16 protein-coding genes and 1 pseudogene are annotated in these 23,913 nt (G+C 32.5%); 16 read left to right on the top strand and 1 reads right to left on the bottom strand.

Annotated features, from left to right (window positions below; translation table 11 throughout):
* Positions 1–102 precede the first annotated feature (102 nt).
* On the bottom strand, positions 103–711 hold the full coding sequence (locus tag BST83_RS11695; protein WP_240614737.1) for an RNA polymerase sigma factor: 609 nt from the start codon (positions 709–711) through the stop codon (positions 103–105).
* A gap of 109 nt (positions 712–820) precedes the next feature.
* Here BST83_RS11695 and BST83_RS11700 point away from each other — a divergent pair, with 109 nt between their 5' ends.
* From BST83_RS11700 to xylA, 16 genes and pseudogenes are all read left to right on the top strand, one after another.
* Positions 821–1,996 (top strand): FecR family protein, encoded by a 1,176-nt coding sequence (locus tag BST83_RS11700; protein WP_170062782.1) that lies wholly within the window; start codon positions 821–823, stop codon positions 1,994–1,996.
* A 30-nt stretch (positions 1,997–2,026) separates the two neighbouring features.
* A complete protein-coding gene (locus BST83_RS11705; protein ID WP_146092166.1) occupies positions 2,027–4,411 on the top strand; it encodes a beta strand repeat-containing protein in 2,385 nt (794 codons plus the stop codon).
* A gap of 173 nt (positions 4,412–4,584) precedes the next feature.
* Complete coding sequence (locus BST83_RS11710) at positions 4,585–6,354, top strand: glycerophosphodiester phosphodiesterase family protein (RefSeq protein ID WP_146092167.1); 1,770 nt, start codon at positions 4,585–4,587, stop codon at positions 6,352–6,354.
* 42 nt (positions 6,355–6,396) lie between these two features.
* Positions 6,397–7,653, top strand: a complete 1,257-nt coding sequence (locus tag BST83_RS11715) for a T9SS type A sorting domain-containing protein (RefSeq protein ID WP_104809951.1) — start codon at positions 6,397–6,399, stop codon at positions 7,651–7,653.
* A gap of 470 nt (positions 7,654–8,123) precedes the next feature.
* Positions 8,124–9,416 (top strand): TonB-dependent receptor plug domain-containing protein, encoded by a 1,293-nt coding sequence (locus tag BST83_RS19630; RefSeq protein ID WP_170062783.1) that lies wholly within the window; start codon positions 8,124–8,126, stop codon positions 9,414–9,416.
* On the top strand, positions 9,413–11,545 hold the full coding sequence (locus BST83_RS11725) for a SusC/RagA family TonB-linked outer membrane protein (protein ID WP_146092169.1): 2,133 nt from the start codon (positions 9,413–9,415) through the stop codon (positions 11,543–11,545). The genes BST83_RS19630 and BST83_RS11725 overlap by 4 nt, the downstream gene beginning before the upstream one ends.
* A gap of 12 nt (positions 11,546–11,557) precedes the next feature.
* Positions 11,558–12,502 (top strand): RagB/SusD family nutrient uptake outer membrane protein, encoded by a 945-nt coding sequence (locus tag BST83_RS11730; RefSeq protein WP_104809952.1) that lies wholly within the window; start codon positions 11,558–11,560, stop codon positions 12,500–12,502.
* 41 nt (positions 12,503–12,543) lie between these two features.
* Positions 12,544–12,912, top strand: coding sequence for a RagB/SusD family nutrient uptake outer membrane protein (locus BST83_RS11735; protein ID WP_496559621.1), 369 nt, complete (start codon positions 12,544–12,546; stop codon positions 12,910–12,912).
* A gap of 12 nt (positions 12,913–12,924) precedes the next feature.
* Entirely contained in the window at positions 12,925–14,256 is a 1,332-nt protein-coding gene (locus BST83_RS11740; RefSeq protein WP_104809954.1) for a YdcF family protein, read from the top strand.
* 46 nt (positions 14,257–14,302) lie between these two features.
* Complete coding sequence (locus BST83_RS11745) at positions 14,303–16,219, top strand: outer membrane protein assembly factor BamB family protein (RefSeq protein ID WP_104809955.1); 1,917 nt, start codon at positions 14,303–14,305, stop codon at positions 16,217–16,219.
* 276 nt (positions 16,220–16,495) lie between these two features.
* The gene (locus BST83_RS11750; RefSeq protein ID WP_104809956.1) at positions 16,496–17,911 is read left to right on the top strand and encodes a T9SS type A sorting domain-containing protein; all 1,416 of its coding nucleotides are present in this window, start codon (positions 16,496–16,498) and stop codon (positions 17,909–17,911) included.
* Positions 17,912–18,017: 106 nt separating this feature from the next.
* Positions 18,018–18,959, top strand: a complete 942-nt coding sequence (locus tag BST83_RS11755) for a glycerophosphodiester phosphodiesterase family protein (RefSeq protein WP_205853579.1) — start codon at positions 18,018–18,020, stop codon at positions 18,957–18,959.
* Between the two features lie 92 nt (positions 18,960–19,051).
* A pseudogene (locus tag BST83_RS11760) lies at positions 19,052–20,355 on the top strand (MFS transporter).
* A gap of 19 nt (positions 20,356–20,374) precedes the next feature.
* Entirely contained in the window at positions 20,375–20,992 is a 618-nt protein-coding gene (locus BST83_RS11765; RefSeq protein WP_104809957.1) for an HAD family hydrolase, read from the top strand.
* Between the two features lies 1 nt (position 20,993).
* A complete protein-coding gene (locus BST83_RS11770; protein ID WP_104809958.1) occupies positions 20,994–22,475 on the top strand; it encodes a xylulokinase in 1,482 nt (493 codons plus the stop codon).
* Between the two features lie 82 nt (positions 22,476–22,557).
* On the top strand, positions 22,558–23,874 hold the full coding sequence (gene xylA / locus BST83_RS11775) for a xylose isomerase (RefSeq protein ID WP_104809959.1): 1,317 nt from the start codon (positions 22,558–22,560) through the stop codon (positions 23,872–23,874).
* The last annotated feature ends 39 nt before the right edge of the window (positions 23,875–23,913 follow it).

Here is a 23,913-nt window from a genome sequence, read left to right on the forward strand (position 1 = left end):
AAGGAATTTTAAAAGAATTCATTGAAAGGTGCAGTCGTTTTTGAATAAATAATTATCAAAAAAAACTTAAAAAGACTTACTGTGATAGCCCTTATCATAAATTCAAACTCTTTTTATTCCAAATAGTAAAAATAAAACCTCTTTCAATTGCGCTCCAACACGAGCTCTCAATAAATGAAAAGCTTTTGCGATATGACCTTCAACGGTTTTAACCGAGATATTTAAATACTCAGCTATTTCAATATTAGTGAGCCCTTCTTTTTTGCTCAACAAAAAAGTTTCTTTGCATTTTTTAGGTAATTTAGAAATACCTTTAATAATAATAGCAATCTTGCGCTTTAATATTTCACTATTACGATCATCAATAGCATCGTCAAGAGCTTCCATATAACTGCGTTCAAGAGCAGTAACAGCGTTGTTTTTACGATACGCATTGACAAATTGATTGTAAGCCATTTTAAAAAGATAATTCTTTAAAGAATATATAGTATCAAGCTTTTTTCGGTGCTTCCAAATATATAAAAACAACTCTTGTACAATGTCCTGAGCCATCGCCCAATCCCTTGTTAGACTATATGCATAATTAGAAAGCATACTGTGGTACGTTTTTACTAAATAAAGATAAGCATGTTCATCCCCGTCCTTTAGATGGGAGATTAAAACAGACTCTTTATCAAATTTAGAAAGCATAACATTATTTATTAAAAACATACAAATGTCATATAAAAATTATGAAATAAGCAAAAAAAATAAAAAAAATATCAAAAAGCAAGGGTTTTTAAAATCTGCTTTGCTATTACTAAAATGAATGCTCTTAAAAATGACAGGTAAAATAGAAAAATTGATTGTGAAATATTTAACAAATTCGGCAACAACAACCGATTTAGATACACTATCCAACTGGATTAGCAATCCAGCAAATGAGAGACTTTTTAAAGAGTACGTAAAAACGTATTATGCAATCATCTGCAGCATGAACAATACAGATTATCAAAAAACAGTAGAAGAGCTGCTTCGCGCAATTCGCAATGAGAAGTCTTTTGTTCGCCGCCTTAAAACAAATGCGATATACAAATACGCTGCTGCTGCAGTAATAGTTTTTGGATTAGGATATTTTTTCAATAACAGTTTATTTAATGCATCTTCAGAAACAACCTCAATAATAGTAAATACAATTAAACCTGGTACAGATAAAGCCACACTTACTCTAGAAGATGGCTCACAAATAGTACTAGAAAAAGGAGCCTCTTTCCAAACACAAAATGCAAACAGTAATGGAGAAGAAATTGTATATAACAACGCTGCCACCAAAAACCAAAAGCCAAAAACTACAAACCAAATAGCCTACAATTATTTAACAATACCAAGAGGAGGTGAGTTCTTTATAAAATTGTCAGACGGTACACAGGTTTGGCTAAACTCAGAATCTCAACTAAAATACCCAGTAAGTTTTGTTGAAGGCAAAACTAGAGTAGTAGAGCTGGTATATGGTGAAGCTTATTTTGATGTATCTCCAAGTACAGAGCACAAGGGGTCAAAATTTAAGGTATTTAACAAATTTCAAGAAATAGAAGTATTAGGCACCCAATTTAATATTCAAGCCTATAGAGATGAAACTAATATTTACACAACCTTAGTAGAAGGAAGGGTGCTAGTAAGTTTAGAAGGAATCAAACAAGGTTTAAGACCCAATCAACAATCTAAATTAAATACTATAGATAACACCATAAAAGTAGAAAATGTTGATGTATACAATGAGATATCTTGGAAAGACGGCGTTTTTAGTTTCGATAGAAAACCATTAAAGGAAATTATGAAAATTTTTGCCAGATGGTATGATTTGGAACTGATACTTAATACTAAATCTATAGAAAACAAAAGGTTTTATGGCGCTTTAGATAAAGATCAGCCTATTGAAGACATATTAGAGATTCTAAAAAAACATAACATAATTTCAAGCTATAAAATAAACGGTAAAAAAATAGTTATAAAATAAATTAACCATAACAACTAAATACTTAAAAAAATGAAACAATTAATTAAAATTTCAATGACGGTAATCATGATCTTTATGTTTACACAGAGTACAATAGGTCAAACAAACTCTAATACGGCAACAGGCTCTAATTCACTATATAGTAATACTACAGGATCTGATAATACGGCAACAGGCTATAATTCACTATATAGTAATACTACAGGATCTGATAATACGGCAACAGGCTATAATTCACTACGTAATAATACCTCAGGATTTTGGAATGTGGCAACAGGCTCTAATTCACTATATAGTAATACTACAGGAATTTCTAATACGGCAATAGGCTTTTATTCACTATATAGTAATACCTCAGGAGAATGGAATGTGGCAACAGGCTATCAATCACTATATTATAATACTACAGGAGTTAATAATACAGCAACAGGCTCTAGTTCACTAACTAGTAATACTACAGGATCTTTTAATACTTCAGTAGGCTCTGGTTCACTATATAGTAATACTACAGGATCTGAGAATACTTCAGTAGGCTCTGGTTCACTAAATAGTAATACTACAGGAGTTAATAATACAGCAACAGGCTCTAGTTCACTAGAATATAATACTACAGGATCTAATAATACGGCAACAGGCTTTGAGTCACTAGCTAGTAATACAACAGGAAACGAAAATATTGCAGTAGGCAATTTATCACTATATAGTAATACTACAGGATATGCTAATACGGCAACAGGCTCTAGTTCACTACAAAATAATACTACAGGATTTGAAAATACGGCAACAGGTGCTAATTCACTAACTAATAATACTACAGGAAGTTCTAATACGGCAACAGGCTTTGCTTCACTAAAAAATAATACTACAGGAACAAATAATACGACATCAGGCTTTAATTCACTATTAAATAATATTACAGGATCTGATAATACTTCAGCAGGCTCTAATTCACTATATAGTAATACTACAGGATCTGATAATACGGCAACAGGCTCTAATTCACTATATAGTAATACTACAGGAACAAATAATACGACATCAGGCTCTAATTCACTATATAGTAATACTACAGGATCTGATAATACGGCAACAGGCTCTCAATCACTATATAGTAATACTACAGGACTTAATAATACGGCATCAGGCTTTAAATCACTATATAGTAATACTACAGGATATGATAATACGGCATCAGGCTTTAAATCACTATTATCTAATACTACAGGATCTGATAATACGGCAACAGGCTATGAGTCACTATTTAGTAATACTACAGGATATGCTAATACGGCAACAGGCTATCATTCACTATATAATAATACAACAGGAAACGAAAATATTGCAGTAGGCAATTTATCACTATATAGTAATACTACAGGATATGCTAATACGGCAACAGGCTCTAGTTCACTACAAAATAATACTACAGGATATGCTAATACGGCATCAGGCTTTGGTACACTATTATCTAATACTACAGGATATGATAATACGGCAACAGGCTTTGAGTCACTAACTAGTAATACAACAGGAAACGAAAATATTGCAGTAGGCAATTTATCACTAAATAGTAATACTACAGGATCTAATAATACGGCAACAGGCTTTGAGTCACTAACTAGTAATACAACAGGAAACGAAAATATTGCAGTAGGCAATTTATCACTAAATAGTAATACTACAGGATCTAATAATACGGCAATTGGATATCAAGCTGGATATACTTCTAAAGGTAGTAATAATGTCTTTATAGGAAACTATGCTGGTTTTTCTGAGACAGGTAATAGTAAGCTCTACATAGACAATTCTGATACGCCTAGCCCTCTAATTTTTGGAGACTTTGATAGTAATGAATTAACGGTAAATGGCAATTTGATAATTAGTAATACTGATTTTACTAATGTTTCAAATAATGTGATAATTGAAACTGGAGTAGACTTTTGGTTTAAAGGTGATGGTGCTGTAGAAGCTACCATTGATGCCAAAATAGATGGTACCGTAGTATTTGGTGGAGAAGATGGTTCTACATTAACAAGCGCAGATATTGCCGCAAACTACTATTCCGATTTTTCAGTTTGGGTAGAAGGTGGTATTGTAACAGAAGATATTGCCATTGCTGCTAGTGTAGATTGGGCAACTCCAGACTATGTGTTTGAGGCAAGTTATAAATTACCTACACTTATAGATGTAGAAAACTATATTAAGGAAAATGGGCATCTAGAAGATGTACCATCAAAAGCAGAAGTTATTAAGAGAGGTTGGTCTTTACCTAAAATGGACCAAACATTGCTTAAAAAAGTTGAAGAATTAACCTTATATACTATTGAACAAGAGAAGAATATTAATGCACAAAACAAAAAAATTGATACCCTTACAAAGCAAGTTGAAATGCTGTTAAAAATAGTTAATAAATAACCCATCATTTATAATAGTAATATTTACTATAAATAGTGAAGTATCAGATAATTCAATTGCTGCCTATAAAATATGTTTTTTTGAATTAGACATTATTTTTTAAGACAAATTGAAAAATATAATTTTAAACAAATTCTAAAAATGAAAAATTAATAATAAAAACGGTGTTGTTTGTGTCTTGCTCTCTTTTTGGGGTGGGCGTATTCGCTCAGACATCCACGCCAACTGTAACTTGGGATTCCGACGATGGTTCAGTTACGGTTGTTGGAGAAAAGACGTTTATTTATACATCAGAAAATTCAAATTCACCAACAAATATAGTGTTACATGTTGGTCAAGTTTGTCCAATGCCGAAATCAGGTATTCCTCGTGGTATTATGGTAAGTGGTATTGCTAATCCTGTGGTTCATACTTCACCCGAAATAAAAGATTTTTCTATTAGTGGAGATGGTGTTCAGTTATTTGTCAATTATTATGACCTTTATAAAAATGAGAAACTAAAACCTATTTACGGGACATTTGCTACTGAAGATGCATCTAATTATCAAGAAGGATACTGGTTATCAAATTCTAGTTATTTAAACAAAGAATTAGATTCAAAGAGTATTCGTGATCTAATGTTTGTAAATAGACCTGTTGGCATATTCTATAATTATAATACACCAACAAAACTTAAAAAATTTTCTCCTAAAAGTATTCGCCCTGTTTACATAGAGGTAAAAGTAAAAAACGCCACCCTCCATTCATTAAACATCCCAGGAATAGGCGAAAAAACCGCTGCGCAACTCTTTAATGATCCTAATATTTTTACTGCACATCTCACTCAAATTAAGACTGTCTTTGAAAACCCTCAAAGTTATAATTATTCTATTGTTGCAGCACATAGAGGGTATTGGGCAGAACCAGGTGTACCTGAGAATACTATTGAAGCTTTTCATCGTGCTTATGAGATAGGTGCCGATTTAATTGAAATTGATGTAAGGCAAACTAGTGATGGTACACCTGTTGCTTGCCATGATGAATATTTGTATAGGCTTTACGATATAACAGATTTAGCACATGAAAAAAACATTAATATAGATTCCTTAAAAATTGGACAGATTACTGTTACAGAATTTAAAGCTTTAAATACAAAAGATAGGTTTGGATCAGATCTAAACATACATCCCAATACTATTGAAGAAATTCTTGATGAGTTTAAGCATCATCTTATTTCCTTAGATATTAAAGATGAGAATAAAGGGTCTAAATTATTATGGTCTGAAAGTTTTAAAAAATGTTTGCTATTGGCTCAATCTAAAGGTGTTTTAGGTAATATGGTAATTAAGGGGAGTATGTCGGCAACAGGTGTCACTGCTTTATTTACTGAGGTAAATAATGATATTACAATAAATAATGACCCTCAAAAAATAATTGACTTTACTAAATTTTATTTCACCCCTGTAATGTATGGTAGATTTAATAGTGATGGTTCTCGAATAGATCCTGCCGTTAGTCAGGCTGAATGGGAATCATACATTACATCAAGTCAAATAAAAGCTGTAGAATGCCATTTTAAAGTGGCAACAGACCCTTTGTTGATGGTGGTAGGGACACAACAGAGCTATGTTGATTGGTTACATGGCAATCATATAAGGGTAGGAATCTATAATTTTTATGCCGATGTGCCTACTGGAGTATTAACAATGGAGACAAATGGATCATTAGGTGTCAGAGAATATACGCCAGATATAAATTATGACACAACTTATGTCGTCCCAGTTGGTTATGATGACCCAGCTAACCCGCAAATTAAACTTAGAATTAAACTTACAGATAACCGTGGTAATTTAGATTGGTGTATAGGTATTGGAAAACCAAATTACTTTATTTACGACCGTCCAGTTATGCTTATGGATATGCTGGAAGCTTTTGGTATGAGAAATTTAATTGTAAAGCAGTAATCTGCAATAAGCCAAATACATTCATTAAAATAATAACAAATTATGAAACAAAATAATAGTAATATAAAATTATTAATTAAACAGCCAAAATATTCAATTTTAATTATTTGTTTATTATTGAGTTCAATTAGTGGACTTTCACAAACAACAACAGAATTACTTTTAAACTATGAATTTAACCCATCTAGTTTAGGCGAAGAGTCGGAAACACGTAATTTTGTTAATGGTGTATCAAAATATAATGTAGTTCCTGCAAAAATTAAGGGTTTTTTAACTTATCAAGGTCAAAATTTGATAAATTTTCGTGATAGTGGTTTAGGCGGTCTAAAGGGGCTAAATGGAATGGCAACTAATAATAATGATACGGAAATATCTAATTTGTTTAATCCTGAGAGTAGTAGTTTTACTATAATTACAAGGATCTTAATTGATAATACTTTTAATGATGATTATAGCAAAAATATTTTTTGGTTTGAAGGTGCTAATGGGAATCCTATTTTTGGATTAGAACGCTATAAACAACAATTAGTATTTGATAGATATGTTCGTTCTCCACCTCTTGTTGCAACTGATCTTCCATCTCTTGAACCTATTAAGAGTACATGGAAGTTTAATTTATGGGAGCCTAAACAATTTGATAGTAATGACAGCACTGAAGATTTCAGATTCTACTATATTGCCATTTCTGTTTCAAAAAATCTTTTTCGTGTTAAGGTATTTCAACCAGGATATGATCCCAGCGCATATGCTAAAACTGCCAATAACCCTAACGGTAACAATTGTGGAAGGTGCGAGCTGGTCTATCTGGGAGGCCAAACGTTGAAAGCTAACGAAGTGAGTCAATTTGGTTTTGGTGGTTTTGGTGATACTAGTACTTTTGCCAATGCATCTATTTATGCTATGGATTTTTTTAGGGTTTATGGAGGAGAAATGACCTTTGATGACATTGATGCGCAATACAATACGGATCTTGCAAATAATTTTGCAAAATCAGGAAATGGTAAAACCAAAGAAACGCTGGGTTTAACCCCAGAAGAATCGGTATTTGCAATGCATATTTATCCTAATCCTACTTCTGGTAAGTTTACTTTAAATTTTACTTTATTAAATCAAGATAAAATAGATTATAATTTGTACAGCCTTGATGGGAAAGAAGTATTGACTAATACAGGGCAGGTTTTTGGTTCGGGCATACATAATCTAGAAATAGATGCTAGCCATTTAGCTTCGGGAATCTATTTTTTAAATGTAAAGAGCGGAGAACATTTAACTAAAATATATAAAATTATAATTGAATAGCTTTCTTTTCATAAGTCTGAAAAATTTTAAACCGAATAAGTCACCTATTACTAATGGTTTATATAGAGAATGAATTATCAATAACATTTTGAAAGTTTTTATTTTAAGAAAAGGATAAAAAAAAGACTATTATTAACAAAAGGTTTTATGGCGCTTTAGATGAAGATCAGCCTATTGAGGACATATTAGAGATTATGAAAAAACATAACATAATTTCAAGCTATAAAGTAAACGGTAAAAAATAGTTATAAAATAAATTAATAATAACAACTAAATATTTAAAAAGATGAAAAAATAAAACAATTTTATTAAAAATAAAAGAGGGTACGAAGTACAAACATTTCGAGGTGTAATAAACTTCGTCCCTCAAGTGCGTATTAATTAATATTAAACTAACACAAAGCAAATTTATGGAAATTAATTTTATTAATGTCCGTTCTCTAATTCGAAAACGGCTGCTAATTTTTATCATGAGAACATTTATCTTCTTACTATGTACTTCAGTTTTTGGTTTTTCTTCAGTGAATAGTTTTTCTCAAGAAAAAGTTATAATTGATTCGGATCAGGAGGTTTCTGTACATCAGGTTTTTAGGATTATCAAAAAACAAACAAAATACCAATTCGTATATTCTGAAGATTTGTTTAAGGATGCACCAAAAGTTAGATTAAAGAAGGGAGTTATAACCTTAGAAAAACTGTTAAATCTTATCCTTTCAGACAGTAATCTTGATTTTAAATTATCCGAAAACAATATTATTGAGTTTGAGGATAATAATTTAATATCAACTAAAGAAAATAAAACTCAAGGAGTTCAAATATCTGGGGTAGTAACAGATAAAAGTGGAGAACCTTTGCCAGGTGCAACTATTATAGAAAAAGGAACATTAAGTGGTGCTCAATCAGATTTTTATGGCAAATTTACTTTATCAATTTCAGACAAAAATGCCATACTTGTAATTTCCTATTTAGGCTTTGCAAGACAAGAAATACCAGTTAATGGACAATCAAATATTACCATTGTTTTAATAGAGGATACAGCAAGCTTAGGTGAAGTTGTTGTAATCGGCTATGGTGCACAGAACCAAACAAAAATTTCGGGTTCTATTGCAAAAGCAGATATTGAAGAACTTCAAGATTTTCCAACCTCTAATTTTGATCAAGCTCTTGCAGGAAAAATGGCAGGTGTACAAGTTTTACAAACAACAGGCGAACCAGGTAGAGAATTATCTATAAAGATAAGGGGGACAAGTACGCTTACTGCTGGCGCAGAACCATTATATGTGGTTGATGGTGTTCCTATAGAAGATTCAGGTAAAGCCACTGAAATTGTAAATATGGAAGATATAGCGTCTATTCAGGTACTAAAAGATGCCGCTTCTGCTGCTATTTATGGATCTCGAGGAGGTAATGGTGTTGTTATTATCACTACTAAAAAAGGAAAAAAAGGTAAAATGCGTGTTAATTTTAACCACTCTTCAGGGTTTCAAAAATTATCAAAAAAAATAGATATGATGGATGCATATCAATATGCAGAATTATCCAAAGAAGGTCATGATGCAGCTTACTTGCAAGAAGTTCCAACAGGAGATAGTAATGATCCTAACAGTGTAAGACCTGCAGGGTATCATAAAATACCCGAGGAATTGTTCCCTTATCTCAATGGCGAGGACGGCTTAACAAATACAGACTGGCAAGATCAAATTTATAGATCATCCCAAATTCAAAGGTATAACTTGTCTATAAGTGGGGTAATGAAAAAATGACTTATTTTATTTCAGCAAACCATTCTAAACAAGAAGGTATAATTATAAATTCTGACTATCAAAAAACTGGATTAAGAGCTAATATTGGAATTACTTCAGGGAAATTCAAAATTGGATTAAATTTAGTGCCTTCCTTTACAGTTGAAAACAGAGTGAATGCTAACGATGCTTGGCACAGAGATGGTGTGGTTCAAGCGGCATTGGCCTATTCTCCAACATGGCCAGTTTATAATTTAGATGGTAGTTTTAATTACCAAGGAAATGGTTTTTGGAGAACACCTGTAGATTACCAACACAACGAAATAGTAAACCCGGTTGCGTTGGCTACCCTAACAAAGAACGAAATACTACACAATAATATACTAGGTAACTTATTTGTTGAATATGAATTACTTGATGACTTAAAGTTAAAATCATCATTCTCTGCGAACTATAACAATTATAAGAATGAGTTTTATCTGCCTAAAGAATTAGAGACTAGAGGAAGAAATAATTTTGGTAGGCTTTCAAATCCAAGTGCACGGTTCACCGATGTGAACATATATAACTGGACTGTAGAAAACACTATAAATTATAAAAGAAGTATTGAAGATCATAATTTTGATTTTTTAGGAGGTATTACAGCACAAAAGAGAAGTAGTAATACACATCGTACTGAAGCCTCTGTTACTTTTGATACACCTGTTAATAATGCCAATCAAGTTCTTAATGCAGACCAAGAAACGAGAAACTCTGATATAGATTTACAAGAATGGTCTTTATACTCTTTGTTGGCTAGGATGCAATATGACTTTGCAGGTAAATACTTATTGTCTGCCTCATTTAGAGCGGATGCTTCATCTCGATTTGGAACAGATTCTAAATGGGGTCGTTTCCCTTCTGTTTCCGTTGGATGGAGAATATCTCAAGAAGAGTTTTTAAAAGAGTTAAATTGGATTGATGAGTTAAAAATTAGAGCTAGTTATGGATTAACTGGGAATTTTAATATAGGCAACTATGAGCAAATACCTGCAATTAATAGTGATCCTTATGTAATAGGAGTACCTGGGCAAATTCAAACAGGGTTTAGACCAACGCAAATAGCAAATCCTGATTTGTCTTGGGAAACTACTAAAATGTCCAATATAGGAATAGATGTAGAATTATTTAATAGACAATTAGAATTTTCTATTGAGTACTACAATGCCAATACTTCAGATTTATTATTAGAAGTACCTGTTCCTGAGATTACTGGGTTTACATCAGCCCTACAAAATATTGGCGAGGTTAATAACAAAGGCTTTGAGTTTTCTTTAAACTTATCACCTAGACTAGGAGAGAAGTTTAAATGGACTTCTAATATAAATTTATCTATAAACCGAAATGAAGTTGTTGCATTAGGTCCTAATAATACTGATATTATTACAACGGATGCTGGTAATACATTTTTTCTTACTCGAGTGGGAGAATCTATAGGTTCTTATTATTTACTAGTACAAGATGGTATTTTCTCTACTCAAGAAGAATTAGACCAATATCCCCATTTTGAAAATACCCAAGTTGGAGATTTTAGATTTGTTGATGTTGATGGTGATGGTATTTTAGATCCAAGTGCAGATAGGGCAATTGTTGGTAATTTTGCGCCAGATTTCACATATGGCTTTTCTAATGGATTTAAATATAAAGGTATTGATTTAAATATTGCCTTTCAAGGGAGTTATGGTGGCGAAATTCTAAACTTATCAAGACGTTATCTGGCCGCAGGGGAAGGTAATTTTAACAATACCACAGAATTATTAAACAGATGGCAGTCAGAAGCTGAACCAGGAGATGGTAATACCAATAGAGCTAACAGAAAAGCTAGTGGAAACAATGCTAGAGGTTCTTCATTCCATGTAGAAGATGGTAGTTATTTAAGACTTCAAAATATATCTTTTGGCTATTCTTTGCCGCAACCTGTGCTAGAAAAATTAAATATCTCTAAGCTCAGAATATTTTTAACAGGAAACAATATACATACTTGGACAGACTATACGGGCTACAATCCCGAAGTTAATTTAAGAAGTGGAAGTCAATTGTCTCCGGGAGTAGATTATGGGGTCTACCCTTTAGCAACAACTTATTCGTTAGGTGTAAATGTATCATTTTAAAAAATTTAACTTATGAAAAACAGTATATATAAATACCTCGTAATTATAACAATTTTTACGAGTTGCAGTAAAGAATTCACTGAATTATCTCCTGAGAATTTTTTAAATGCCCAAGAATTTTATAAAACAAAAGATGATTTTAACTCAGCAGTGATTGCTGCCTATGCAAAATTACAAACCCATGTAAGTCTATATTTTGAACTAGAGTATCGTTCTGATAATCTTAATATTCTAGCACCAACGGCAGGAACACAGGATAGATTTGATTTAAATGAATTTAAGATGACTACTGCAAATGGCATAGTTCAAGATGCATGGAGGATTTATTATAATCAAATATTTCGTTGTAATGTTATAACAGATAATATTACTGATACAAACTTCGATTTAAAAAATCAATATGAAGCAGAAGCCAAATATTTAAGGGCTTTAACCTATTTTAACATTGTTAGACTATGGGGAGATGCACCTTTAGTGCTATCTCAAGTAAGTCCAGAAGACGCCTTGAGTGTACCAAAAAGTACAACTACTGAAATTTATGAGGCTATTGAAGCAGATCTTGTATTTGCGGTCACAAATTTGCCTACATCTGCTAGTGGTTTTGGTAGAGCCACTTCTGGAGCTGCTAAAGCATTGTTAGGTAAAGTATATTTAACTGAAAGAAAATACACAGAGGCCATTTCTATATTAAATGAAATTGTCAGTAAGTATACTTTACTGCCAGAGGTTACTGATGTTTTTGATACTGATAATAAATTAAATAACGAAATTATTTTTTCCATCCGTTTTGACAAAGAAATACCTGATGAAAATCATAGTTTATGGTTGGGTGTTTCAGATGTTTCCACAGCAGATTTAAGTACAAAGTTAATTGATGCTTATAATGTGTTAGATGCTAGAAAATTTTTAGCAGATTATCAATCTAATGGAAGTTTATTTGCCCCGGTAAATTTCTAGATACAGAATCTACTGCAACAAGGCGTTTTGGTAACGACTATATTTTATTGCGTTATGCAGATGTATTATTGATGATAGCAGAAGCGCAAAATGAAATAGGGTATCAAAGTGCAGGAGTGGCATTTAATTACTTAAATGATATAAGAGAACGAGCTGGTTTAACAGCACTAACAGCCACAGAGGTTCCAAATCAATCAACCTTTAGAGATGTCATTTTAAATGAACGTTTCTTAGAATTTCCTTATGAAGGACACCGCTGGTTTGATTTGACAAGAACCCAAACTGCAAAGGCAGAAATGGAACTATTAGGAAAAACAGTACAGAGTCATCAATTATTGTGGCCTATTCCTCAAGCAGAAATTGAAAAAGTTAATAACCCTAATATTTTAGGGCAAAACCCAGGCTATTAATAATATAAATAGATGATGAAAAATATAAACTTTGTTTTTGTATTAATTACGATGCTTTTTATTAGTAATTGCACTTCAGATAAACCTTTAGTAGATCCAAATAATGAAAATAGTGGAAGCGAATCAATTAATACCACGATTTCTTTAGAGTTTAATGCCAATTACGATTTAATTTGGAGTGACTCAAAAGTAAAAGACAGGAATTTTCATCTTCTTACAATAATTGAGCAAATACAAACCATATCTAAAGTTATCGAATCAGATGTTGTTTTCTCTAACTATTTAAAAACAAGTCAAGCAAGATTAAGAGCTGTATCAGAAGCTTCTAACCCAACTGCTCAAAGTTATGCGAATGCTTTAAAATTTTCTGAAAATGAAATTACTGCACTTTCTGAAAATTTTAAAGAACTGGTTAAAAAATCAAGGGTGTTACATAATATGGTTAAAGAGCATATGGGACCGTCTGGTGCTTTTCAGCAGTTTTCTGAAGTTACAAATAGTTACAGGGTAATACAATTAGCTTTTGTAGAGGCAGCTCATGGGATTAATAACATTATAGATGTATATGCGGCGGGTCAAGATCCCAAATATCCAGAAATAGATAAAGTGAGTTTTGATGTAAATAGTGCAGCATACCTATCTAAATTAAAGACTGAGGTGGATGCTTTAAATCAAGCAAACCATAAATTATTTTTTCAACCATTTTTGAAATTTGCTTTAAGAGTATTAGCTTTAAATAATCGAGATGAAGCAGGTCGTTACTACCCTTTAGAAGATGGTGAAAATAAAGCAACTATAGAATACATAAAGACAATTAATTGGAATGAATATGAGTATGCTTTAGCTCTCGCTTTGGGTGATGGGCCTAATGAGCCAAATGATTTACCAAACATAAGTATTGGAGGTATGAGAAATGCAGATCAAGCTGTTGAGCTTTATCAACAAGGTAGGGTACCGTTAATTATGCTTTCGGGTGGGCATGTTAAGCCATTTCAGGTTGAATACAGTGAAGGCATTGAAATGAAAAAATATATCATAGATAAGTACAGTATTCTTGAGAATAGAATATTAGTCGAAACACAAGCAAGACATACCACAACCAATATGAGAAATACTGGAAGATTAATTTTTCGTTATGGGATTCCTTCAAATAAAAAATCAGTTGTAACAAGTTCAGAATCACACATTAACACTATCGAATCTAGTAATTTTAATGTACGATCTATAAATGAGATGAACCACATTCCTGCAGAAATTTACAATAGAATTTCCAATATTTATTTGGAGTTTACTTCTAAAATAGAAGTTTTACATTTAGATAGTTCTGATCCTTTAGATCCCTAGAAGAGTGATGTTAAAATAATAAAATATAAACTTAAAAAAGATACACATGAAAAAATTTTTAGTTAAACCAATTTTTACACTTATCATACTGGCCATTTCCTTGGTAAGCTGTCAAGAAGAAGATTTACCAAAAGCAAATTTTAATACGAGTTTAGTTACAAGTATAGATGCTGCTCCAAGCCATGAAAAAGTAGTCTTATCTTGGATTAAACCAGCTCAGGATCTTCCAGTTGCATATAGAGTCTCATGGACGCCTAGAGGTGAAACTGCTGATCTTGCCACAACCGAGACTTCTTATGAAATTTCAGGCCTAGAAATAAATAAAGATTACATTTTCGCTGTACAGGCAATTTATAAAGAAAGTGTTTCAGGGAAAAGAAATATCGAAGTTACCATACCAGATGAAATTAATTTTAAAGCTTTTGCTGGATCAAAATTTGTGCAGCTGCAATGGAATTCACCAAATCGGGATGATCTTGTTGGTTATGAACTGATAACAAGTGCTGATTCTCAAACTTTTCAATTAGATAAAAATACCACGTCTTATGTTGTTGCCAATTTAGAAAATGGTACAGAATATAGCTTCACATTAACACCTAAATATCAAAATGGTCTTGGTAACTTAATTGAACAAGCAGCTACACCAGGATTTGTAGAAATGATATTTGCTTCTAAAGATTTGGTAAACTCTGGAGAATCTATTGACTTCTCTTATAACCCTGCTTTTTTATTAAATCAAGAAATAGCTACTTATAGTTGGGATTTTAATGATGGGACAACAGATGCTACACAAGACCCTACACATTCTTTTAGTAAACCAGGAAAATATGAAATTTCATTAGAGATAGTAGATACTAATGGTACAAGCTATTCATCAACTAAAATAATTGATATTGTTGGAATTAATTGGGAGTTTGCTGTATCAACACATATAAAAACAGGTACGTCTCTAAGAGGATCTGATGGTACACTTTACATTGGCAACTCGGCTGGAGACTTCTATGCGCTAAACCCTGATGGTACCGAAAAATGGACGCTATCACTTGGTGGTGATATTTATGGTGGCTGTCCTGTACAAGGGTCAGATGGAACCATTTATATAACTAATAGAAATGGTAATTTATATGCCATTTCTCAAACAGGGACTATCAATTGGACTTTTGCTACTGATAATGCAAATGGTATTTGGGGAAGTGCTGCAATTGCCACTGATGGTACTATTTACATTAATGATGAAAAAGCCAATTTTTACGCCGTAAATTCTAGTGGAAATAAAATTTGGAGTTATGCTCACGGTGGTGGGACTTCAAGTCCAGCTATAGCAACAGATGGAACTATTTATTTTGGATCAAAAGATAAGAACTTATACGCTTTGAATTCTGACGGATCTCTTAAATGGAATTATACAACAGGAGGAAGTGTAGAATGTTCTCCAGCAATTGGGGCAAATGGAACAATATATTTTGGAGCTTCTGATAAGATATTTTATGCCGTAACTTCTGAAGGAACGTTGCAGTGGTCATATAATTTTGAGGTAGAAAAGACGGCAGGTACCGCTGTAATAGGTGAAGATGGAACAATATTTATAGGAGCAAGAGACGAAAAGTTTTATGCATTCAACGCAGGTGGAGGTTTGAAATGGACGAAAGATGGTTTTGGGCGTTTTATATTTGTAACTGCTACCCTAGATGCAAATGGTTATTTATACGTTGGAGATGAAAGAGGGGATTTATATGCACTTAATCAAGAGAATGGAGATACTCTATGGAAAATAGATACAGGTAAAATATTTTCATCACCTACAATAGGTGAAAATGGTAATTTATTTATAGGTACGCTAATTGATTCAAATTCCGCTCCAACAGCACGTTTCTTATCAATATATGGTGCAACCGATGCCTTGGCAGATAGCTCATGGCCAACAGCACGAGGAAATAAAAATCAAACAGGGAGAAACCCTTAAACACCTTTTATTTAATTAGAATTAACAACATTTTAAATGGGTGGAATTACAATATCTGCCCATTTAATCTCTAAATAGCTGATGTCAAATATTACTATTTGATACTAGTTTAGAGAAACCCTTATATCAAAAAAAGGAGAAAAAACATACATATTTATGTGCTAGTTCTTTCTTAAAAAAAATAAGACAAATAGTTTTTTACTAGCTATTATTTAAATAACGATTAACCTTAAAACAACAAATTATGAAAAAATTACACAAAGTAGAATTAAAGGAATGTATGCATTTCTTTTTTTAATGATGGTGCACTCATTTAGCTCTTTTGCTCAAACTTTTACAGAAGTGGAAAGTATTCCGTTTACTGGCACGAATGATGGAACAAATATTTTTGCGGATATCGATGGTGACGACGATTTAGATTTACTTATTCTTGGAGATAGTAGTGGGAATAGCGATGGCTCTGGTTTTATTGCTGAATTGTATAGCAACAATGGTTCTGGTGTATACAGTTTAATAGCTGGAACTACTTTTACAGGAGTAGAAAGGGGAAGTGCTGTTTTTGGAGATGTAGATGGCGATGGCGATTTAGATGTTATCATTTCTGGCGATGATGGGCCAAGTCAAATTACAAAGATGTATCTAAATGATGGTACTGGTATATTTACTGAATCTAATACGCACTCGTTTACGGGCGTTAGAGGTGATAGTAGTCTGGCATTGGCAGATGTGGATGGAGACACCGATTTAGACCTATTACTTACAGGATGGAGTGGTGTACGTACTGCTGAATTGCATTTAAACGACGGTTCAGGTACCTTTACTTTAGATGCTACGGCTCCATTTAAACTTTATGATGGCGGTAGTATTGATTTTGCAGATGTTGATGGAGATGGTGATAATGATGTATTATTAACTGGTAAAGAATCAGTTTCTAACGCAGCCTTGTCAGAATTGTATTTAAATAATGGATCTGGAACTTTTACTTTGGATGCGACAGCTACAGCAACTATAGAAAATGTACGATCTAGTGACGCCCAATTTGCAGATATTGATGGCGATGGCGATTTAGATGTCATAGTATCTGGATGGAATGAATCTAATGGTGCAACAAAACTATATACAAATGCTTCAGGTGTATTTAGCCTGCATGCTGCTTTAGAAGGTTTTACAACCCCAAGAATTGATTTTACAGATTTAGATAATGACGGTGATATGGATCTTGTCTTATCAGGAAAACAAGTCACATCTGGGGTAGCAGAAACCGAAATATATTTAAATGATAGTTCAGGTAATTTTACAATCACAACCGATACAGTTCTAGGTACTAGAAGTGGGGATATAGCATCTGCTGATATTGATGGAGATGGTGATAATGATTTGGTTATTAGTGGATGGGATGAAACATCAAGAAACATAAAATTATATACAAATGACTTGGTTATATTAGGTGTTGACAAGTCTTTGTTAAGTGAAGTCGTATTTTACCCAAATCCTACAAGAGGTATACTTAACATTAATTTTAAAAATAATCTATCAATCAATAGTATTAAAGTTTTTAACATTTTAGGCAGAGAAATTGAAGTTAAAATAATCAATAATACAGTCGATTTGTCTAACCTCTCTTCAGGTATTTATTTATTAAAAATTGATTCAGAATTTGGATCAATTTTTAAAAGAATTATAAAAGAGTAATATAAATAGAGTATCGAAATAGGTTATCTAGATTAAAGAACCATTCTATATTAGCCTATTTCGAACTTAATTATAAATGTGTAAAATTTATTAAAACCAACAGTGTATGTCTTTTAAGCATAAGCAAATTTTAATACTTAGTTTAATTATAATAGTATTGTTTCAATGTAAACAGATAAAAAGGGAAAAGACCATTAATAATGAAATGAGGATAACTAAACTATTAGAAAACTTTAAAAATAGTGTAGGTAAAGATGTTATCGTTGTAGCACATAGAGGTGATTGGAGAAATGCTCCTGAGAACTCTTTGCAAGCCATTGAAAATTGCATTAAAATGGGTGTTGATATGGTAGAATTAGATGTTCAAAAAACAAAGGATAATCATTTAATTATTATACATGATAAGCGTTTAGATAGAACAACTACAGGTAAAGGTTTAGTCTCAGATTGGACATTAGATTCTTTAAAAACGTTATCACTTAAAAATGGATTAGGAAACCCAGAAAAGTTACATAAGATTCCAACTTTAGAAGAAGCTCTTTTAACAACAAAAGGGAAAATACTGGTTAACTTAGATAAATGTTATGAGTATTTTGATGATGCATTAAAGATTATAAAAAAAACAGGGACTTCAAACCAAGTCCTTATCAAAGGGTTTTATAAAACTGTTGACGAAGTTCAAAAAGATTTAGGAACGAGTATAGATTCAATTTTATTTATGCCAGTACTTAATTTAGATCGTCAAATTAATCCAGATAAAATAATTAAAAATTTTCAGAGTCATATTAAGCCGGCTGCGGTGGAACTGATTTTTTCAAAAGACACATCTAATGTCATTAATCAACTTTCCCAAATAAAAAAGAATGGTAGCAGAGTGTGGGTAAATTCATTATGGGCATCGTTAAATGCGGGTTATGAAGATGAATTAGCTGTGAGTCAAACAGATAGTATTTATGGTTGGTATATTAAAAAAGGAGTAAATATTATTCAAACGGATAGACCACAATTATTACTAAACTACTTAAGAAGTAAAGGTTTACACGAGTAATATCAAGTTTTATTATTTTGCTTAGTTGAAGACAATTGCTGCAATTTAATAGCAGCACTTCTTTAGCTTAAAATGTTATATAACAAATTTCTATGATAAATTATTTTAAAAAATCACCTAAAAGACCTATTAGGATAACAGAAGAAGAGCAAAAATCATATTATAGAAAACTAAAGTGGCAAGTATTTATATCTGCAACTTTAGGTTATGGGTTCTATTACGTGTGCAGATTAAGTTTAAATGTTGTTAAAAAACCCATTGTAGATGCTGGTATTTTAACAGAATCAGAATTGGGACTTATCGGTTCTACCCTATTCTTTGCCTATGCGATTGGAAAATTAATCAATGGGTTCTTGGCTGATCATACTAATATTAAGCGTTTTATGACAACTGGTCTTTTAATATCGGCATTAGCAAACTTAATTATGGGTTTTACAAGTACTTTTCTATTCTTTGCTATTTGTTGGGGGTAAATGGTTGGGTACAATCAATGGGAGCTCCTTCAAGTGTCGTATCATTATCTAGATGGTATAAAGATTCTGAGCGTGGAAGTTTTTATGGGTTTTGGAGTACTAGTCACAATATTGGTGAAGCAATTACTTATATTTTAACAGCAGTTATTGTCTCTTATTTTGGTTGGCAATGGGGTTTTAGAGCTGCTGCAATAGTAGGTTTATTAGGTGCATTAATGGTATCGATCTTCTTTCATGACACACCAGAAAGTAAAGGTTTACCTCCTGTAAATAAGGATTTCACGACAAAGAAAACCTCAACTTGGTCAGAACAAAAAGATGTTTTAAAAAATCCTTATGTCTGGTTATTAGCCTTATCTAGTGCATTCATGTACATTTCTAGATATGCTGTTAATAGTTGGGGACCTTACTATTTTGAAGCTGCTAAAGGGTACACATTAACGCAGGCAAATAGCTTAGTTGCCATAAGTGCAGTTTGTGGAATTTTAGGAACAGCGTCATCAGGTTTTGTTTCAGATAAATTCTTTAAAGGAAGAAGAAATGCTCCTGCATTAATTTTTGGGTTAATGAATGTTTTTGCACTTTCACTTTTTTTATTAGGCCCTAAAAATATGTGGTGGTTAGATGCAACAAGTATGGTCATTTTTGGTTTAGGGATTGGTGCATTAATCTGTTATTTAGGTGGTTTAATGGCCGTTGATATTGTATCCAAAAAAGCATCAGGTGCAGCATTAGGTATCGTGGGTATAATGAGCTATACTGCTGCTGGAATTCAGGATATAGCAAGTGGCTACTTAATTGAAAACAATAAAAAAGTTTTGAATGGTGAGATAATTTATAACTTTGATACGATCTCTATTTTTTGGATAGGAGCTGCTGCCCTTTCTGTTTTATTAGCATTATTTGTATGGAAAAAAACGTAAATAAATTAAAAAAGATTAAATGAATAAAATAAAAAACATAATTTTTGATCTAGGAGGCGTTATTATGAACCTTGACGTGCCTAAAACCATTATAGAATTTGAAAAAATAGGAATAACAAATATTGTAAATAATACAGGTCACCATTATACAGATCCTATTTTTTATGATTTTGAAATAGGTAAAGTATCCGAATTTGAATTTATAGAGAAGCTTAAAAGTATATCAATTTTAGATCCATCTACTAATGAAGTTATAGAAGCGTGGAATGCAATGATACTAGATATGCCAAGTGAAAGAATAGATATCCTTTTAAATTTAAAAGAGAATTACAAGATTTTTCTTTTAAGCAACACAAATAGTATTCATCAGAAAAAATTTATCAGCGAGGTAAATGAAGAAAACAATATCTCTTTCAATGATTTATTCCAAAAGGCATATTATTCATTTGAAGTAGGCATTAGAAAGCCTGATAAAGAGGTTTTTGAATTCACTTTGAACGACAGCAATCTAAATCCAAAAGAAACCTTATTCGTGGATGATTCTATTGATAATATTAAAGCGGCACAAGATATAGGTATTCAAACATACCATATTGATGGTAAGAACTCCATTGAAAAATTATTTTCAAATAATTAGTATGTATTATTTAGGATTAGATATTGGTAGCTCTTCTATAAAAGCTGCATTAGTAGAAGTATCAACCGGAAAAAGTATTGGAGTCGTTCAAGAGCCCAAAGAAGAAATGAGCATGTTTGCTCAAAAAAATGGTTGGGCAGAACAAAAACCAGATGATTGGTGGCTGCATAGTTGCAACGCAATTAAAAACTTAAAAAAGCAATATAACATCAGTAAAACACAAATAAAAGGTATTGGTATTTCGTATCAAATGCATGGTTTGGTTTTGGTTGATAAAAAAGGAGATCCGTTAAGAAATTCTATTATTTGGTGCGATTCTAGAGCCGTAGAAATTGGCAACAACGCTTTTGAAGAAATTGGCGAAGAAAAATGTGCTTCACATTTATTGAATTCACCTGCAAATTTTACAGCATCAAAATTAAAATGGATAAAAGAAAATGAGCCTGCTATTTATAAGCAGATTTACAAGTTTATGTTGCCAGGAGATTATGTGGCGTATAAATTTTCAAACAAAATAAATACCACTATTTCAGGATTATCCGAAGGGATTTTTTGGGATTTTAAAAACGATTCCATTGCAGATTTTTTATTAGAATATTACGGAATTGACAAAAATTTAGTACCAGATATTGTTGACACTTTTGGAATTCAATCTTTAGTAGATGAAAAAGGAGAAGAAGAAAGCGGCATTGCTGCAGGAACTCCAATTTATTACAGAGCAGGTGATCAACCAAATAACGCACTTTCTTTAAACGTTTTTAATCCAGGAGAAGTTGCTGCAACTGGTGGAACATCAGGAGTTGTATATGCAGTTACAGATAATTTATCCGGAAAAGAAAGTACAAGAGTCAATAATTTTGCACACGTAAATTATTCAAAAAATAGCAAAAGAATAGGGAAGTTATTAAATATCAATGGCGCAGGAATTCAATATAGATGGTTGCTAAATAATTTGGCAGTAAGTTCTTACGAAGAAATGAATACGTTGGCTTCAGAAATTCCAATCGGTTCAGATGGAGTCTGCGTAATTCCGTTTGGTAATGGCGCAGAACGCATGTTAAACAACAAAGAAATTGGTACTCGAATCGTAAACATGAACCTGAATAATCATCACAAAGGGCATGTTTGTAGAGCCGCTTTAGAAGGTATTGCGTTCTCTTTTTATTACGGAATGGAAATCTTAAAATCAGACGGAATTCAACCAAATGTTATAAGAGCAGGAAATGATAATTTATTTCGTTCAGAAATTTTTGCAAATACGGTGGCAACTTTAATTCAGCAAGAAATTGAAATTTATAACACAACCGGCGCAATTGGCGCAGCAAGAGCAGCTAACCTTCATACAGGCGATTTTGAAGGATTTAGCAAATCGATTATGGACAACGACCATGTAATGACTTTTATGCCATTTAAAGACAAAAAACCATATTTAGAAGCTTATAGCAATTGGAAAAAAGAACTAGAACTCGTAGTAAATAAATAAGAAGAAAAAGCTTTTGGCAATTGGCCTTTAGCAAAAAAAAGAATCGCCAAAAGCTAAAAGCGAAAGGCTAAAATTAAAAATCATGGCAAATAAAGAATATTTTAAAGGAATCAACAAAATTCAATTTGAAGGAAAAGAGTCAGACAATCCATTAGCATTTAAATACTACAATCCAGACCAAGTAGTTGCAGGAAAAACAATGAAAGAATGGTTTAAATTTTCTATTGCTTACTGGCATACTTTCTGCGGACAAGGTGCAGACCCTTTTGGACCAGGAACACAAAATTTTCCTTGGGATCAAGCTACAGATGCTATTCAAGCTGCTAAAGACAAAGCAGACGCAGCGTTTGAATTCATCAACAAAATGGGTTTTGATTATTTCTGTTTCCACGATTACGATTTAATTAAAGAAGGCGCAACTTTTGCGGAATCTGAAAAAAGATTGGACGTAATTACAGATTATATCAAAACAAAACAAGCAGAAAGTGGTGTGAAATTATTATGGGGAACAGCGAACTGTTTTTCAAATCCACGTTATATGAATGGTGCTGCTACCAATCCAGATTTTAATGTGTTGGCAAGAGCTGGCGGACAAGTAAAATTAGCGTTGGACGCTACCATTAAATTAGGTGGAGAAAACTATGTTTTTTGGGGAGGAAGAGAAGGTTATATGTCTTTGTTAAACACAGATATGGGACGTGAACTTGATCACATGGCACAATTTCTAACCATGGCAAGAGATTATGCAAGAGCACAAGGTTTTAAAGGAACTTTCTTTATAGAGCCAAAACCAATGGAACCCATGAAACATCAATATGATTTTGATTCTGCTACTGCAATCGGCTTTTTAAAAGAATATGGTTTAGACAAAGATTTCAAAATGAACATTGAGGTAAATCACGCAACTTTGGCACAACATACTATGCAACACGAAATGGCAGTTGCTGCCAAAGCAGGAATGTTAGGAAGTATCGATGCCAACAGAGGAGATTACCAAAATGGTTGGGATACAGATCAATTTCCAAACAACATTCAAGAAACCACAGAAGCCATGTTAGTATTCTTAGAAGCTGGGGGGTTACAAGGTGGTGGTGTTAATTTTGATGCAAAAATCAGAAGAAATTCTACAGATATGGACGATGTTTTTCACGCGCACATTGGTGGAGCAGATACCTTTGCAAGAGCTTTAATTACTGCTGATAAAATTATGACTTCTTCTGCTTACAACTCATTAAGAGAAAAAAGATATAGTTCCTTTGATGCTGGAAAAGGAAAAGATTTTGAAGCAGGAAAATTAGAACTTTCAGATTTGTATAAAATTGCCCAAGAAAATGGCGAATTAACTCTACAGAGTGGCAAACAAGAGCTATTTGAAAATATTATTAATCAATATATATAGTAATATTCCCAAATCTTAGAAATTAAGTTTTGGGAATAT

It is taken from the genome of Polaribacter filamentus (assembly GCF_002943715.1).
Classification (GTDB): domain Bacteria; phylum Bacteroidota; class Bacteroidia; order Flavobacteriales; family Flavobacteriaceae; genus Polaribacter; species Polaribacter filamentus.